Raw genomic sequence first — 13,711 nt, 5'->3', positions numbered from 1 at the left:
GCGCTGCTGCCCGGGTGGGCGCGGCGCGAGCTATGGCTGCCCCGGCTGCCCGGCGCGGACTCCACCGCGGTGCCGCTCGGCGGGCACGCGCTGGTGCGCGGAATCCGCTGGGCCATGCGCTGACGCCCGGCTTGTCCGGTTCGCGCGTGACCCCGAACACGGCCCCGGGTGAAAGCGTTTCGAGACCTGGGCCGGCGGGCAGATTTCGGCCATGGGATTACTACTGTGGATCGTCGCGGTGCTGCTGGTCGTCGGCGGCGCCATCAACTTGATGCAGGGCCAGATTCTGTTCGGAGTACTGCTGATCGTCGTCGGCCTCGCCGTCGGCCCCGGTGGCTACTCCATCTTCAATTCGCGTAGCGCACGAGCTTGACCTTCTGAAAGCCCGTCATATTTTCGGCTGACCCCGGCACTCCCGCCCGAGTGCCGGGGTCTCTTCTTGCCCTGAATCGCCTCGCGACGGTGCGGTCTACTCATCTGTGCCGGGACCCGGCCACCTCAGGCGGCGCCTGCACCGGCTCGCACCGGCCGGCGCGCCGGTCGCCCAGCTGGACCAGCAGGGTGATGCTGCGGTGCGTGAGCTCGACGAGGACCGCTCCCCCGGCCCCGAGGACGCCGGCGATCGCCAGGCGCAGCGGCGTGACGTCGAGCAGGAACACGTCGTGCCCCAGCGGCGGGATCGCGACGATCAGCGCGACGGCACCCGACATCGCGCCCACCAGCGCCAGCTTCCACCCAGTCAGCGGGCGGGCCAGGACGAGCAAGGATCCTGGCGACTCGCTCGGTGCGTCCGCATCTCCGGTCCCGCCCCCGATTCAGCACGTACCGCTGGGCAACGGTAACCCGGCGTCCCGGGGCCACACGACTGCCGGAGCTGGAGGCCGTACCGGTCGACAACGAACTCGATGATCGCGTTCCTGCCTCGCCGAACGGGGAAGGATGCCAGCAAGCGGCACGCCCGCCGCTCCCACGGAAGAGGACCAATGAGCGGCCAGGACCATGCCCACGTTCCCCCCACCACCACCGACGCCGGGATGCCGGTCGCCAGTGACGAGCACTCGCTGACCGTCGGGCCGGACGGCCCGATCGTGCTGCACGATCACTACCTGATCGAGCAGATGGCCGCGTTCAACCGGGAGCGGATCCCCGAGCGCCAGCCGCACGCGAAAGGCAGCGGCGCCTACGGCACGTTCACGACCACCCACGATGTCAGCCGTTATACCAAGGCCGTCCTGTTCCAGCCGCAGACGCAGACGGAGATGGTCGCCCGGTTCTCCACCGTGGCCGGTGAGCGCGGCAGCCCCGACACCTGGCGTGACCCCCGCGGCTTCTCGCTGAAGTTCTATACGCCCGAGGGCAACTACGACATGGTCGGGAACAACACCCCGGTCTTCTTCATCCGCGACCCGCTGAAGTTCCAGCACTTCATCCGCTCGCAGAAGCGGCGCGCGGACAACAACCTGCGCGACCACGACATGCAGTGGGACTTCTGGACCCTCTCCCCCGAGTCCGCGCACCAGGTGACCTGGCTGATGGGCGACCGCGGCATCCCGCGGACCTGGCGGCACATGAACGGCTACTCCAGCCACACCTACATGTGGGTCAACGCCGCCGGCGAGCAATTCTGGGTGAAGTACCACTTCATCACCGACCAGGGCGTCGAGTTCTTTACCCAGGACGAGGCCGATCAGATGGCCGCCGTCGACACCGACTACCACACCCGGGATCTGTGGGAGCACCTCCGCGACGGGCAGTACCCGTCCTGGACGCTGAAGGTGCAGATCATGCCCTTCGAGGACGCCCGCGGGTACCGGTTCAACCCGTTCGACCTGACCAAGGTCTGGCCGCACGGGGACTATCCCCTGATCCCGGTCGGGACGATGACCCTGAACCGCAATGTGACGGACAATCACGCGGAGATGGAGCAGGCCGCCTTCGAGCCGAACAACCTGGTCCCCGGGATCGGCCTGAGCCCGGACAAGATGCTGCTGGCCCGCGGCTTCTCGTACTCCGACGCGCACCGCGCGCGCCTGGGCGTGAACTACAAGCAGATCCCGGTCAACCGGCCGCACTGCGAGGTCAACAGCTACAGCAAGGACGGCGCGATGCGGATGGACTCCGTCCGCGACCCGGTCTACGCCCCGAACTCCTACGGCGGGCCTCTTGCCGACGCCGAGCGCTATCCCGACCAGGCCGTTTGGGCCACCGACGGCGAACTGATGCGCCGGGCGTACTCCCTGCACGCGGAGGATGACGACTGGGGCCAGGCCGGCACGATGGTGCGCGAGGTCCTGGACGATGCGGCCCGGGACCGCCTGGTTGACAACATCGTCGGGCACCTGCTGAACGCGGTCAGCGAACCGGTGCTGCTGCGCGCCTTCGACTACTGGCGCCACGTCGACAAGAACCTGGGGGACAAGGTCGAGGCCGGCGTCCGGGCCAAGCAAGGCGAGATGGACCCCAAGGCCGCGAAGCAGGCCAACCCGGCCCGGGACTCGGCGCAAGCCAAGGCCTGATCAGCCGGGAGCCGAACCGCCCCGACCGATGATCGGGGGGACGATCGGGGCGGCGCGCCGTGGAGGACCAGGGTCGGTTGGGTGAGGCGCGGAGCAAGACCCGTTCCTGACCGGTTGGGTAGCAGGGTCCACCCGCGTCGGATCCGTTGGCCGTGCGGATAGGGACTTTTCGCCCTGCCCCGCGGGGTATCGGAGGACGACGGTGTCCTCGTGAGGGCTCGCGGAAAGCTCCCGAGCCTCGCGAGGAGGTGAATCTCATGATGGATTGGGGCAACAGTGGATGGGGCCCGGTGACTGGGTCGCCATGGGCGCCCTGATGATCCTGTGCTTGGGCGGACTGATCGCCCTGGGCGTGTGGGTCAGCCGCAGCCTGCGGTCAGACCGCGGCCAGACGCCAGTTGATCGCGCCGACACGCTGCTGGCCGAGCGTTTCGCCCGTGGCGAGATCGACGGTGCGGAGTTCACCCGAAGCCGTGAGCCGCTGCACACCGGCGGCTCGTCCTCGTCGCGTAGCGGGCGGTGAGCACGATGGGCAACTACCTTCCGCTGCTGATCATCTTGGCCCGCCCGCTGATGATGATCTTCATGATGGAACAGCGTCCTCGTGCACGCGCAACCCTGACCACCCCCGCACCGCACTGGAGACGACACTCCCTTTGACACACCTCGAGCCCGAGGCCAACGGCTTCACGGCGCCCGCCGGTACAGGTGCGGTCGCCGGTGCCGTATTCCGGGAGGACCACGCAACGAAACCGACGGGTCGACGCGTTCCCGCCGGCTCTTGGCCAGCGTATGCAGCAGCGGCGGTGGCGTTTGTGTTTGCGGGCGTGAGCTTCTACTGGGCTGCCGGCGGGATGGCTGGAGTACACACACTGGGCGGCCCCATCGAGAAGATGGCCACGGCGCGCGACGCCACGTTCGTGACGATCCTGTGGGCCATGGCCATCGGGAAGGTCGCCGGCGGCGTGCTGGCCATGGCATTGATCCGGCGCTGGGTGCGCAGGATTCCCGGGCGCTGGCTTCTGCGAGCCGCCTGGGGCGCCGCGGCCCCATTGGCACTCTACGGTGGACTCCAGACCGCCTCCGTCGCGCTGGTGCGATTCGACATCATCACCCCTGACGAACCCGTTGCCTCCAGCGTGCTGTGGTGGCGGCTCCTGCTGTGGGAGCCATGGTTCCTCCTCTGGGGCGTCCTCCTTGGCCTCGCCGCCCGGAATGCCGGAAGACGGTGGGACTTGCGCTGAACGGCGAGGTCATGCACGGCACATTCCCGACAAACCCGGATGGCGGCGCAGGCTAGGGCGATGAACCACAACAAGCTCGGCCTCACCATCGGAGCCTGCGGCGGCGCTGCGTTCGTCTTCGCCCGCCGTCCGACCCCAGTGGTCCATGCGCCCTGACCGACTGATCTGGTCCCTCGTCCTGGTGGCCGTCGTCGCATCCTGCTCGTCGGCATCGGCAGTGGGCAACGGCTCGACCGACCGCGCGGCCGAGCGGCTGATGCGACAGCTCAGCTCACCGCACCAGAGCTCCGCCGAAGGCCTGACCCGCGCGGCGGTCTACTTCACCCGCAATGAAGCCGAAAGTGCGGTGCTCGAGGCCGAGCAGCTGAAGCCGGGGAAGATCGAGGATCCGCTGGCCCGCATGGTGTTCCGCTTTCACGACCCGGGCTCGCTGAGCGGCTTCAGCCGGTCCGATCCGGTGACTGCGTGCTACGAGGCGCGCTTCAACTACTACGGCGTGGTAGGCAGCGCACATCGGGTGAGCTGCCCGAAGCTCGCGCAGCCGCTGACACCTTGATCGGGCGCTTGCTCGCGATCACGTTCGCGCGCGAGCGCGCTGGGCAGTGGCTCGAAGATCCGGGTGCCGGGCCGCGGCGCGATCGCCGCCGCGTTCGATCACTTCGACACCCGCGCCGGCGGCGATCCCAATCTGCACACCCACCTGGTCATCGCCAACAAAGTCCAAGGCCCCGACGGGCAATGGCGCGCGGTCGATGGGCAGGTCCTGCATCAAGCCGCCGTCGCGTGCTCGGAGATCTACGACACGACGTTCGCCGACCTGCTTGCCACCCGATTGCCCGTCAGATTCGGCTACCGCGACCGCGGACCGCGGGCCTACGAACTCGACGGCATCGGTGATGACCTTCCTGGGGCGTTCTCCGCGTTCATGGGGGTGTGATCACCTGACCTGGCCCCGGTAGTCGGCTGCTGATTTTTGGCCCCGAGGGGGCCCCGGTCGCCTACCCGAATCCCGTCCACGTGATTCGGGGCCCCGACCGGCATCCCCGCAGGTGGGACGCGGTGCGGCATGGCAGGATGGACGGACCCCGCCCTCGTAGCTCAGGGGATAGAGCACCGCTCTCCTAAAGCGGGTGTCGGCAGTTCGATTCTGCCCGAGGGCACCACCTCTGAGCTGCATATATCCGTTCCTCAAGACCTCCGATCAGAGCTTGTGGGAATGGAAATGGGAATGAACGAGCGTACGCTGCCGTCATGGCGACGAAGAAGCGTCGAGCGCGAGGGCACATCGAAGAGCGGCCAAATGGTGCGTTCCGGGCCATCGTCTTTGCCGGCGCGGACGCGATCAGCGGCAGGGACCGGTACATCAAGCGCACGGCGCCAACCCGGGGTGAGGCCGAAAAGCTGCTCACCAAGCTGCAGAACGAGGTCGACGAGCGTCGGCATTCGCGGGCGTCGATCACGGTCTCTGCCGCCGTCGAGCAGTGGCTGGAGGTCACCCGTCACGAGGCGAGCACCCGCGAGCGCTACGACCAGCTGATCCGGCTGTACATCAACCCGGTCCTCGGCAAGCTGCAGCTGGCGGCGTTGGATCCCGAGACGCTGGAAAAGCTGTACGCCCGGTTGCTCAACTGCCGCGAGCTGTGCAACGGCCCGACGCGCGCGTCTCACGAATGTGCGCCGCTGTCGCCCAACACGGTGCGCAAGATCCACTTCATCCTGCGGGCGACACTCGACCGCGCCGTGCGCTGGAACTACGTCGCAGTGAACGGCGCAGCCTTGGCCCAGGCACCGGCCTTCGGCCGCAGCGAGCCGGATCCGCCGACGGCGGAGGAGGCGCGTGCGCTGCTGGACGAGGCCGCTCGCGACCCGGAGTGGGCGCTGATGCTCTTCCTCACGATGACCCTCGGCTGGCGCCGAGGGGAGATCTGCGCCCTCCGCTGGTCCGACGTCGATCTGGCGGGAGCGTCCATCACCATCGAACGCAGCCACTGGGGGCTGTTGGAGAAGAAGACAAAGACCAATCAGCGGCGCCGGGTCGCTCTCGACCCCTACGCGGTCGAGCAACTAACCGCCTACAAGGATCGATGCGCGGTGGAATGCGCGGCGATCGGCGTCCGACTGTCCGTGGACGCCTTCGTGTTCTCCTCGGCACCGGATCGAAGCACCCCGCTGCTCCCCCACAGCATCACCCAGCGGTACGGCCGGCTGGCGACGACCGTCGGGTTGCGCAGCAAGCGGCTGCACTCTCTCCGGCACTACTCCGCCTCCGAGCTGATCGCCTTCGGCGCCCGCCAGGCGCGAAGTGCCCAATCCCGCCCCACCCAGCCCTGGCTACACTTCCCCTGTGGACTTCTCGCGGATCACGGTCGATCACCAGATCATGGGCGGCGTGCCCTGCATCCGAGGCACCCGCATCCCGGTCACCCGCATCGTGAAGATGGTGGCCGCCGGGGAGACGCCCGACGCAATCGTCGCTGAATTCCCCCAACTGTCCACCGCTGACGTGCACGAGGCACTGCTGTACGCGGCTGCCGCAGTCGCCGAACGAGAGCTTCCGCTGCGCCCGACGGCATGAACTTCCTCGTCGACGAGTGCCTGTCGCCGACGATCGCAGCAGTTCTGCGGAACGCTGGCCATGACGCCGTCCACGTGAGCGTTCTCGGCATGGCCGGCCAGTCGGATGACGCGGTCATGGCAGCGGCCCGCGTCAGGAATTGCGTGGTGGTGTCCGCGGACACCGATTTTGGTGAACTTCTCGCGCGAACCAACGCGCCGTTACCGAGTGTGGTCCTCTACCGCGGCCGTGAGGTGGCACCCACTGTGCTGGCAGAACTGCTGTTGGCGAACCTGGATCAGTTCGACCAAGCGCTCGAGCACGGCGCGATCGTGGTGATCCTCGACGACCGGATCCGGGTGCGCGCCCTCCCCCTTGGCACGGACCGGGAGCAGGGGTAGTCCCCCGGATCCGACCGTTCAGAACATGCGCTCCCCCACCCGCGCCCCTTCCCGTGGCATGAAACGTGGCATGAAACCACGGCAACCACAGTCGTCCAGGGAGGTTGTAGAGGGTCGGAGTGCAACCGCAGGAGGTTGTAGAGGGCAGGGTCAACGATGTCGACCGTCCTCCTGATATGTAGGCGACTCCTGTCAAGTGGCAGGGCGAGGCGCCCGCCCCGCGTTGTCGGGGCGGGCGCCTCTGGCTTCGTCGAGGTCCCGTTGGAGAGCGTGTCGTTGGCGACGCGCGGTCAGACTGATATGCGCGGGTTGATTACCGCAGGACGGGGTTTCGGCAGGAGCGGACCGCTTGTCTAATCATCGAGCGTGGCCATTTTGAAGGGGCCGCTCATAGGAGGGCCGCGGGTCGCTCCACGCGCTGCTTCCTCTGGTTCGGCGACGAAGCCGGCTCAGGTGCGCTACTCCTCGAGTACGGCCAGGGACCAGCACCAGCCAGCCAGCTCCCGCGCGATCGCGACGTTGGCGATCACGTGCCGTTTGTGGCGGGCGTCGAAGGCGTTCCAACGCGCGTGCAGCCGCTGGTTGCCGGCATCTCCACGCGCACGCGCCGCCGGCGGAGCGAGTTCCCACCGAGCGCGCAGGGCCTTGCCGGCGCGATAGCGGGGTCGGTGGTGCCAGGCCGCCTCGACCAGCAGTCGTCGGGCATGGGTGTTGCCGGTCTTGGTGATCGAGCCTTGGACCCGGGACTGCCCAGAGGAATGCTCGGAGGGAACGAGACCGACGAAGGCGGCGATGGTGTTGCCGGCGAAGCGGTGCCAGTCCCCGATTTCGACGGCCAGCGCAAGCGCGGTCAGATCACCGATCCCGCGCAGGCAACCAATCCTGCGCACCAGCGGGGTGAACTCGCTGTTCGCGGCCGCCTCGGCGATGGCCGCGTCGAGTCGATCCCGGCGGGCCTTGACCGCCAGGACGGCCTCGTAGTTTGACTCGAACGTCGTCTGCAACGCACGCGAATCGAATCGCTGCCGACGCAACCACACGTTGTGAGTCACGGTCCACGCATCGCCGCCGGAATACACGATCCCCTGACGCAGCAGGAATTTGGAGACCCGATGCCGAGCCCGCATCAGGTCCCCCCGAGCGTCCTCGCGGGCCCGCACCAGATCGCGGGCGTTCTCCTGATCGACAGTGGGAACCGCCACCGCGGTGAACTCATCCAGGCGCAGCAACCGGGCCAGATGCACCGCATCCCTGGCGTCGGTCTTGACCCGATCACCGCTGGGCCGCTGCAGCTTCGACGGCGCCACGACCTCACACCGAACCCCGGCCGCGCCCAAGAACCGCGCCAGACCGAACCCGGTCGGACCAGCCTCATAAGCGACCGCGACCGGTCCTTGCAGGCCACCGAGCCACGATCGGACGTGCTCGTGCGACGGGGTCAATCTCGCTTGGACAAGCTCGCCCGTCACACCGTCGATCGCCGCCGCGACAACCGATCGCGCGTGCACGTCCAGGCCGACACTCGTACGCTCTGTGAACACCGGGGCCTCCCACGAATGCTGGATAGGCCGAGCAGGCAGCCCCTGCTCGGTAACCCACGAATCTCGTGAGCGAGGCCCCGGCCCGCAACCGGCCCTGATGAGCCGGTCGCCACATACCGTCTAAAGCGGGTGTCGGCAGTTCGATTCTGCCCGGGGGCACGCCGCCGTGATTCCTTTGGCCGGGCCTGCTTGCCCGATCAGGAATGCTCGCCGGGCTTCGGCGTAACCCTCGCGGCACTCCGCGGTGCCGCGGCGTTTGCTGGCGATCTCCTCATAGGTGCTGTGCTCGTCGCTCATCTCAAAGTCACCTCCCGTTCGTAGGAGTCATGGGCAACGCCGTGGTCGATGCGCAGGTTTTCTGTGCCCGCAGGGCGCGTTTGCACAAGCCCAGGAGCCTGTAGAGGGAAGGGTCAACGATGTCGACCGTCCTCCAAACTAGGGTGGAGACATGGGCTTGTTCGAGAACCCGCGCTGGGAGCGCCCGGCGCCGGAGCAACCGTCGATGGCGATCGGCACGCTGCCCCGACAGCGCGTGGCGCTGCCCTGCGGCGAGGTCACCTATCTGCGACACGGAAGCGGGCCGCCACTGCTGCTGGTACACGGAGTCCCCACGTCGGCCCGGCTCTGGGAACCGCTTCTGGGCGACCTCGGCCGCGACTACGACTGCATCGTGCCCGACCTGCTCGGCCTCGGGAAGTCCCGCCCGAACGCCGGGGCCGACCTGTCCAGCCCCGGCCAGGCCGACATGCTCGCCCAACTGCTCGACGCACTCGGGATCGACGAAACGCTGCTCGTCCTGCACGACCAGGGCGGCGCGCACGGGATGCAGATGATGAAGCGGGCCGGCGAGCGGATCCGCGCTGTCGCGTTCAGCGACGTCGTCTGTTACGACAACTGGATCGTGCCGGCCATCGCGGTGCTGATGACCCTCGCCAAAGCGCCACGCCCGCTCGGGGTGCTCGGACGCACCCGGCTCGCCGAGATCCCGTTCACCAAGGTCTGGCCGTTCAAGCAGACCTTCGTGCGCGGGCCGGTACCCACCGCGCTCGCCGACGACTGGTTCGCCCAGCTACGCGCCGGCGGCCCCGACCTGGACGCCTGGTGCCGCTACATCTGCGCCCAGTCACCCCGGTACACGATCGACGCGGTACCCACGCTCAGGTCCTGGACGAAACCTGCGTTCGTGATGTGGGCCGGCCACGACATCTTCCTGATGCCCTCCTGGGGAGCCCGGCTGGCCGCCGACCTACCGACCGCGCCGAACGACCCGGTGCTGCTGCCGTTCGCCGGGCACTACTACCACGCCGACGTGCCCCGCACCGCCGCTCGCGTACTCGGCGAGTTCCTGTCGACCGTCCCGGACTGACCGCGGCGGGAACCGGGCCGGACTCTTGTCGGCCGCGGTCGGCCTGTTGGTAGTGCTGGCGCGATGAAGTACAAACGGCGGAGCTTTCGCTGATCAGGTGGTTACACGGGGAGCTTTGGCGCTGATCTCTTCGTATGTGTCCTGAGCGGTCGTCAGGGCGATCTTGAAGTAGATCTCCAGTGATGTACGGCTGTGCGACGCCGTTCACGTCAGCGCAATCGGCATGCCCCCGCCGTCCACGACCGCCTGTGCGGCTATGACTCCACAGCCAGGGACCGGGTCGCGCCAGTCGACCCGTTCGCCACCGGGGGGCGGCATCACGTGCTGGTCGTGCTCGCGATCAGCGTCCATGTGCGGCCCCCGTCTGCGGAGGAGAACACTCCTGTCTCGGTGGCGGCGAGGAAGTCCGTGTCGGAGATAGCAGTGAACGCCTCGGGGCCACCGTCCAGCCGTCCGGACCGCGACCACATGTCACCCGATCGCGTCCAGATCGTGCCGGACGGGTCGACGCCCGCCAAAGATGAGCGACCGGCGGCAGAGGGCCCTGAGGACCCTCCGGTGCGCGGATGGTCGGCAAACACCAGCGCCACCGGCGGTTGCACCTGTGCCGGGGCGAAGCTGACACCGCGGTCGGTGCTCTCCAGCAGACCCTGCGCGCCGGTGGCCAGGACGCGCCGCGGATCCGTCGGGTCGACGCTGAGATCGGCGACATCCAGCGTCGCGCCACGCTGCCAGGAGGCGCCTGCATCCTCGCTGCGCAGCACCGTACCGGAGCCGGAGTCCCAGCCGTACACAGTTGACCCAGTGGCGGTGAGCGCGTGGAAGTCGACCTGGCCTTCCAAGGAAAGCGCCGTCCACGTCTGGCCGCGATCGGTGCTGCGGATCATGCCCAGATTGCCCGGCCCCCCCGACCCCGGGGCGGAGTGACCACTGCCGAGGAACAGGTCCGGGCCGGCGATGGTGAAGCCCATCGTGTCCTGGACACGGTCCGCAACGCGGACAGGATCCTTGCCGGGCTCGAGGCGGAAGAGCCCGTAATGGGTGGCCGCATACACCCCGCCGTCACCCGTATTACGCCCAAGCCCGTGGACATGACCGAAACCGGGATCCTCATCGGCTGCCGCCGTCGACGCACCCGAATCGGAGGAGCCGCCGCAGCCGGCGAGGAGAACGACGACGGCGACAGCGGCCGTCAGCAGGCGTCGCATGGAACTCCTCAAACGTCGCCGAGAGAATCCGGCAACGTACCGCTGGAGAGCACGACCGATCGAGCCGGGTTGAGCGCGCGCACCATGTCCACCTTCGCCCGCAACTCCGCCAGCTCAGCGCGCTGCATTGATTCGGCGGGCGAGGACGCGGCCGATCCGCCCGGGGAGGCCATGGCACAGCGGCCTTGCCGCATGGGGCGCACACAGCAGAAATAGGTCAGCAACCCGGCCAGCACCGTTGCCGTCAGGGGCAGGACCAGCGAGGTCATCTAGTGGTTCCCTTCGGCGTGGCGCCGCGAGCAGCATCGCGCTGGGCAGCCTCCAGCTGATCGATCTGGGCGCGCAGGCTGGCGATCTCGTTCGCCGTGTCGGGCGAGGGAAATTGCGAGTGGGGGGAACCCGCGTTCGCGGGGCCTGCGTCCTGGTTGCGGCCTTTGCCGCGCATCATCAACCACATCATGGCGCCCATGCCGACGGGGCAGGCGAGCACGGGCAGGAGGTAGAGGAGCTGTTGCATGACTGGTTACTCCTTCGCTGGGGTGGCAGTGCTCTGTCGGTCCTGCGCGCGCTCGGGCCAGGAGCAGGTCATCCCGCCCACCGCGAACTCCCGCCGAGCAACGCCCGGGGGCGGAGGCCGGAACCGCGGTGCCGTCGCGGCCTCAGGCACGGGCCACCGCCCTGACCGGGTCGGCACCGAGGCCCATCTCGGCCGGCGTCGCCTCACCGTCCGCGCCGGTGGAGGGCGCCGCGCGGAAGGTGTGCTTGTCGAACTTCAGGGCCTCCATCAGCTCATCGACGATCTCGCCCGTCCTGCCCTCCCGCATCGCCGTGGCCACGCACGTCTCGAGGTAGCGGCGTAACATCAGCCGGCTCGCCCCCTCCAGCAGCAGCGCCGAGTAGCCCGGTGAGTCCGGACTGGGTCAGGCGGAAAACGGAGGCTCGACCGACCGGCTCTGAGCTCACCAGTTCGCAGTCGCGCAGGCACGCCAGGTGCTTGGAGACCGTGGATTGGGCCAGACCCAGCTCGTCGACCAGATCGACTACTCGCGCCGGCCCGCCGGCTAGGTGCGCCGGTGGCGGGCCCGATTCGCCGAGGCGGGTCCGGCCGGGCGTCGGGGTGATCGCGAAGGGCCGGGGGCGTAAGCCGTGGTTGCCCGAAGGGACCGTGGCGAAGGTGTTGCGCGTGACCTTGGGCTCCAGTGTCTTCGATCGACTGGGCGACCCCGCCGGCAGGCCATCGAGGCCGTTCGGCCGACCGGGATCAGATCCGGGGCCGCGTCGAGGACCTACTCACCTCTCTCGGCTTATCACTGCCCGACCGGGCCGGCGTGGCCGCCGGGACGGGCAACGGCCGCCCGTCGCCCGGGTCGAGGTGCCCGGTGACCCACTCCACCACGCGACGCACGAAGACCACCCGGTTCGTGGTGCCGGCCAGTTCATGCCCCTCGTCGGGGAAGAGCAGGAAGTCGTGCGGGGCACCAAGTCGCCGCAGTGCGTCCACCACCTGCTGCGCCTGCCCGACCGGGACGTTCGTGTCGTGCCCGCCGTGCACCACCAGCAGTGGCGCGCGCACCCGGTCGATGCGGTGGATCGGTGAGAGCTCCTGCAACAGGTCGGCGTCGGCGACCGGGTCGCCGTACTTGGTGACCGCGGCCTGGGCGATCCACGGTTCGCTGTCCCGGTAGAAGGTGTGGAAATCCGCCATCCCGCAGACGTCGACGCCGACCGCGAACAGCTCCGGGTGCCACACCAGGGCGGCCAGGGTGAGATACCCGCCGTAGGAGCGGCCCATCACCCCGACGGCCTCGGGACGCGCACAGCCGACCTCGACCAGATGGTGCACGCAGTCGGCCACGTCGTCGATCGCGCCGAAGCGCCCGGCCAGGTTGTCCGCGGTGCGGAACACCCGGCCGAACCCCGACGAGCCACGGACGTTGAGGGCACACACCGCGACGCCGGTGGCGACCAGCGACTGGAACAGCGAGTTGTAGACCGGCCGCTCCTGCGCCTCCGGCCCGCCGTGCAGGTAGAGCAGGGTGGGCCACGGCCCGGGGTCGGCGGGCGCATACAGCCAGCCCGAGAACGGCGTGCCGTCACGGCCGACGAAGTCCATTTCATGAGGCTGCGTCAGATCGCACCGTAGGACCAGAGCCGGGCCGGCCCCGGGCGAGGCGTGCACGACCGGGGTCTCCCGGCTGCTGACGTAGCGGAACGATTCCCGGACCAGGTCGCCCGACCAGACGCCGCGCGGGTCCGACCAGCTCATCCCGGTGAACAACAGCCGGGTGCCGGTGGGGTCCAGCCGCAGGTCGTCCAGGACCGGGCGTGGTGGCTCGGCGACAGCTTGGTGCTGATGGGTCGTCAGGTCAATTGTGCTCAGCGCGGACGACCCGCCGCGCACGACCCACAACAGGGCTGCGCTGGTCCGACCCGGCGTGCCCGCCACGGCCTGCAGTTCGGCGTCGGCCCGCTCCGCGAGCACCCGTGGTGGCTCCCCAGGCGCGGCCAGCACCAGCGCCGCGCGATCCCGGCCCACATCGCTGCGCACCAGCACCGAAACGCCGTCCCCGCCGAACATTCCGGAGTCGTCGGTGCCCGGCCCCACGCCGGTGTCCACCGCCGTTTCGACGCCGGTGGCCCGGTCCAGCACCACCAGCCGGCGGGCGTCGCGACCGCCGCGGCGCAGCAGCGCCGAGCGACCGTCGTCACTGAGGTCCACCAGCCACTGCAGCGGGCCGGAGGCCACCGGTTCCCGCTCACCGGTTCGAGGGTCGACCAGGACCGCCTCGGAGATCTCCCGGGTCTCGGTGACCAGCACCCGCCCGTCCGCGGCCCACCCCTGCCACGGACCCGCGCCGATCTCGGCGGTGCTGGCCACGCC

At 68.9% G+C, this 13,711-nt stretch carries 19 protein-coding genes and 1 tRNA gene; 12 read left to right on the top strand and 8 right to left on the bottom strand.

Annotated elements, in window-relative coordinates; genetic code table 11:
• Window positions 1–211: 211 nt before the first annotated feature.
• Window positions 212–373, top strand: a complete 162-nt coding sequence (locus H0X00_RS13830) for a GPGG-motif small membrane protein (RefSeq protein ID WP_293771912.1) — start codon at window positions 212–214, stop codon at window positions 371–373.
• Between the two features lie 100 nt (window positions 374–473).
• Here H0X00_RS13830 and H0X00_RS13825 read toward each other — a convergent pair whose 3' ends face one another.
• On the bottom strand, window positions 474–764 hold the full coding sequence (locus H0X00_RS13825) for a hypothetical protein (RefSeq protein WP_293771909.1): 291 nt from the start codon (window positions 762–764) through the stop codon (window positions 474–476).
• Window positions 765–983: 219 nt separating this feature from the next.
• Here H0X00_RS13825 and H0X00_RS13820 point away from each other — a divergent pair, with 219 nt between their 5' ends.
• The 10 genes from H0X00_RS13820 (at window position 984) to H0X00_RS13780 (ending at window position 6,715) form a co-directional block, all read left to right on the top strand.
• The gene (locus H0X00_RS13820; RefSeq protein ID WP_293771906.1) at window positions 984–2,516 is read left to right on the top strand and encodes a catalase; all 1,533 of its coding nucleotides are present in this window, start codon (window positions 984–986) and stop codon (window positions 2,514–2,516) included.
• Window positions 2,517–2,820: 304 nt separating this feature from the next.
• Entirely contained in the window at window positions 2,821–3,039 is a 219-nt protein-coding gene (locus H0X00_RS13815) for a hypothetical protein (RefSeq protein ID WP_293771904.1), read from the top strand.
• Between the two features lie 5 nt (window positions 3,040–3,044).
• A complete protein-coding gene (locus tag H0X00_RS23875) occupies window positions 3,045–3,176 on the top strand; it encodes a DUF2933 domain-containing protein (RefSeq protein WP_367186616.1) in 132 nt (43 codons plus the stop codon).
• Between the two features lie 146 nt (window positions 3,177–3,322).
• Window positions 3,323–3,760: a DUF3995 domain-containing protein gene (locus tag H0X00_RS13810; RefSeq protein ID WP_367186615.1), complete on the top strand. Its 438-nt coding sequence runs from the start codon at window positions 3,323–3,325 to the stop codon at window positions 3,758–3,760.
• Between the two features lie 181 nt (window positions 3,761–3,941).
• Window positions 3,942–4,316, top strand: a complete 375-nt coding sequence (locus H0X00_RS13805) for a hypothetical protein (RefSeq protein ID WP_293771902.1) — start codon at window positions 3,942–3,944, stop codon at window positions 4,314–4,316.
• 39 nt (window positions 4,317–4,355) lie between these two features.
• On the top strand, window positions 4,356–4,697 hold the full coding sequence (locus H0X00_RS13800) for a relaxase domain-containing protein (RefSeq protein ID WP_293771919.1): 342 nt from the start codon (window positions 4,356–4,358) through the stop codon (window positions 4,695–4,697).
• 150 nt (window positions 4,698–4,847) lie between these two features.
• Window positions 4,848–4,923 (top strand) — tRNA-Arg (locus H0X00_RS13795).
• A gap of 88 nt (window positions 4,924–5,011) precedes the next feature.
• Entirely contained in the window at window positions 5,012–6,238 is a 1,227-nt protein-coding gene (locus H0X00_RS13790; protein ID WP_293771900.1) for a tyrosine-type recombinase/integrase, read from the top strand.
• Complete coding sequence (locus H0X00_RS13785; protein ID WP_293771898.1) at window positions 6,150–6,335, top strand: DUF433 domain-containing protein; 186 nt, start codon at window positions 6,150–6,152, stop codon at window positions 6,333–6,335. Before H0X00_RS13790 ends, H0X00_RS13785 begins: the two co-directional genes overlap by 89 nt.
• Window positions 6,332–6,715 (top strand): DUF5615 family PIN-like protein, encoded by a 384-nt coding sequence (locus H0X00_RS13780; RefSeq protein WP_293771895.1) that lies wholly within the window; start codon window positions 6,332–6,334, stop codon window positions 6,713–6,715. The genes H0X00_RS13785 and H0X00_RS13780 overlap by 4 nt, the downstream gene beginning before the upstream one ends.
• A gap of 458 nt (window positions 6,716–7,173) precedes the next feature.
• Here H0X00_RS13780 and H0X00_RS13775 read toward each other — a convergent pair whose 3' ends face one another.
• A complete protein-coding gene (locus H0X00_RS13775) occupies window positions 7,174–8,256 on the bottom strand; it encodes an IS110 family transposase (RefSeq protein ID WP_367186613.1) in 1,083 nt (360 codons plus the stop codon).
• A gap of 448 nt (window positions 8,257–8,704) precedes the next feature.
• On the opposite strand from H0X00_RS13775, the gene H0X00_RS13770 reads away from it, so the two are divergent.
• Window positions 8,705–9,622 carry an alpha/beta hydrolase gene (locus tag H0X00_RS13770; protein WP_293771893.1) on the top strand — a complete coding sequence of 306 codons (918 nt, stop codon included), beginning with the start codon at window positions 8,705–8,707 and terminating at the stop codon, window positions 9,620–9,622.
• Window positions 9,623–9,939: 317 nt separating this feature from the next.
• On the opposite strand, the gene H0X00_RS13765 is transcribed toward H0X00_RS13770, so the two are convergent.
• The 6 genes from H0X00_RS13765 to H0X00_RS13740 all read right to left on the bottom strand — a co-directional run.
• Entirely contained in the window at window positions 9,940–10,830 is an 891-nt protein-coding gene (locus tag H0X00_RS13765; protein WP_293771891.1) for a F510_1955 family glycosylhydrolase, read from the bottom strand.
• 8 nt (window positions 10,831–10,838) lie between these two features.
• Window positions 10,839–11,099 carry a hypothetical protein gene (locus tag H0X00_RS13760; protein ID WP_293771890.1) on the bottom strand — a complete coding sequence of 87 codons (261 nt, stop codon included), beginning with the start codon at window positions 11,097–11,099 and terminating at the stop codon, window positions 10,839–10,841.
• Window positions 11,096–11,347 carry a hypothetical protein gene (locus tag H0X00_RS13755; protein WP_293771889.1) on the bottom strand — a complete coding sequence of 84 codons (252 nt, stop codon included), beginning with the start codon at window positions 11,345–11,347 and terminating at the stop codon, window positions 11,096–11,098. Before H0X00_RS13755 ends, H0X00_RS13760 begins: the two co-directional genes overlap by 4 nt.
• 142 nt (window positions 11,348–11,489) lie before the next feature.
• Complete coding sequence (locus H0X00_RS13750; RefSeq protein ID WP_293771887.1) at window positions 11,490–11,693, bottom strand: hypothetical protein; 204 nt, start codon at window positions 11,691–11,693, stop codon at window positions 11,490–11,492.
• On the bottom strand, window positions 11,620–11,952 hold the full coding sequence (locus tag H0X00_RS13745; protein WP_293771914.1) for a metalloregulator ArsR/SmtB family transcription factor: 333 nt from the start codon (window positions 11,950–11,952) through the stop codon (window positions 11,620–11,622). The genes H0X00_RS13750 and H0X00_RS13745 overlap by 74 nt, the downstream gene beginning before the upstream one ends.
• A 139-nt stretch (window positions 11,953–12,091) precedes the next feature.
• Window positions 12,092–13,711 (bottom strand): prolyl oligopeptidase family serine peptidase (locus H0X00_RS13740; RefSeq protein ID WP_293771884.1); only part of this gene is annotated, 1,620 nt, incomplete at its 5' end.

Source organism: Sporichthya sp. (genome assembly GCF_013815995.1).
GTDB lineage: Bacteria > Actinomycetota > Actinomycetes > Sporichthyales > Sporichthyaceae > Sporichthya.
Note: the sequence above shows the minus strand (reverse complement) of the source record. Positions and strands in the feature narration are given on the sequence as shown.

Coding starts and splice junctions, on each gene's coding strand:
- H0X00_RS13830 (WP_293771912.1), top strand. CDS start 212: ATGGGATTACTACTGTGGATCGTCGCGGTGCTGCTGGTCGTCGGCGGC.
- H0X00_RS13820 (WP_293771906.1), top strand. CDS start 984: ATGAGCGGCCAGGACCATGCCCACGTTCCCCCCACCACCACCGACGCC.
- H0X00_RS13815 (WP_293771904.1), top strand. CDS start 2,821: ATGGGCGCCCTGATGATCCTGTGCTTGGGCGGACTGATCGCCCTGGGC.
- H0X00_RS23875 (WP_367186616.1), top strand. CDS start 3,045: ATGGGCAACTACCTTCCGCTGCTGATCATCTTGGCCCGCCCGCTGATG.
- H0X00_RS13790 (WP_293771900.1), top strand. CDS start 5,012: ATGGCGACGAAGAAGCGTCGAGCGCGAGGGCACATCGAAGAGCGGCCA.
- H0X00_RS13780 (WP_293771895.1), top strand. CDS start 6,332: ATGAACTTCCTCGTCGACGAGTGCCTGTCGCCGACGATCGCAGCAGTT.
- H0X00_RS13770 (WP_293771893.1), top strand. CDS start 8,705: ATGGGCTTGTTCGAGAACCCGCGCTGGGAGCGCCCGGCGCCGGAGCAA.
- H0X00_RS13765 (WP_293771891.1), bottom strand. CDS start 10,830: ATGCGACGCCTGCTGACGGCCGCTGTCGCCGTCGTCGTTCTCCTCGCC.
- H0X00_RS13760 (WP_293771890.1), bottom strand. CDS start 11,099: ATGACCTCGCTGGTCCTGCCCCTGACGGCAACGGTGCTGGCCGGGTTG.
- H0X00_RS13755 (WP_293771889.1), bottom strand. CDS start 11,347: ATGCAACAGCTCCTCTACCTCCTGCCCGTGCTCGCCTGCCCCGTCGGC.
- H0X00_RS13750 (WP_293771887.1), bottom strand. CDS start 11,693: ATGTTACGCCGCTACCTCGAGACGTGCGTGGCCACGGCGATGCGGGAG.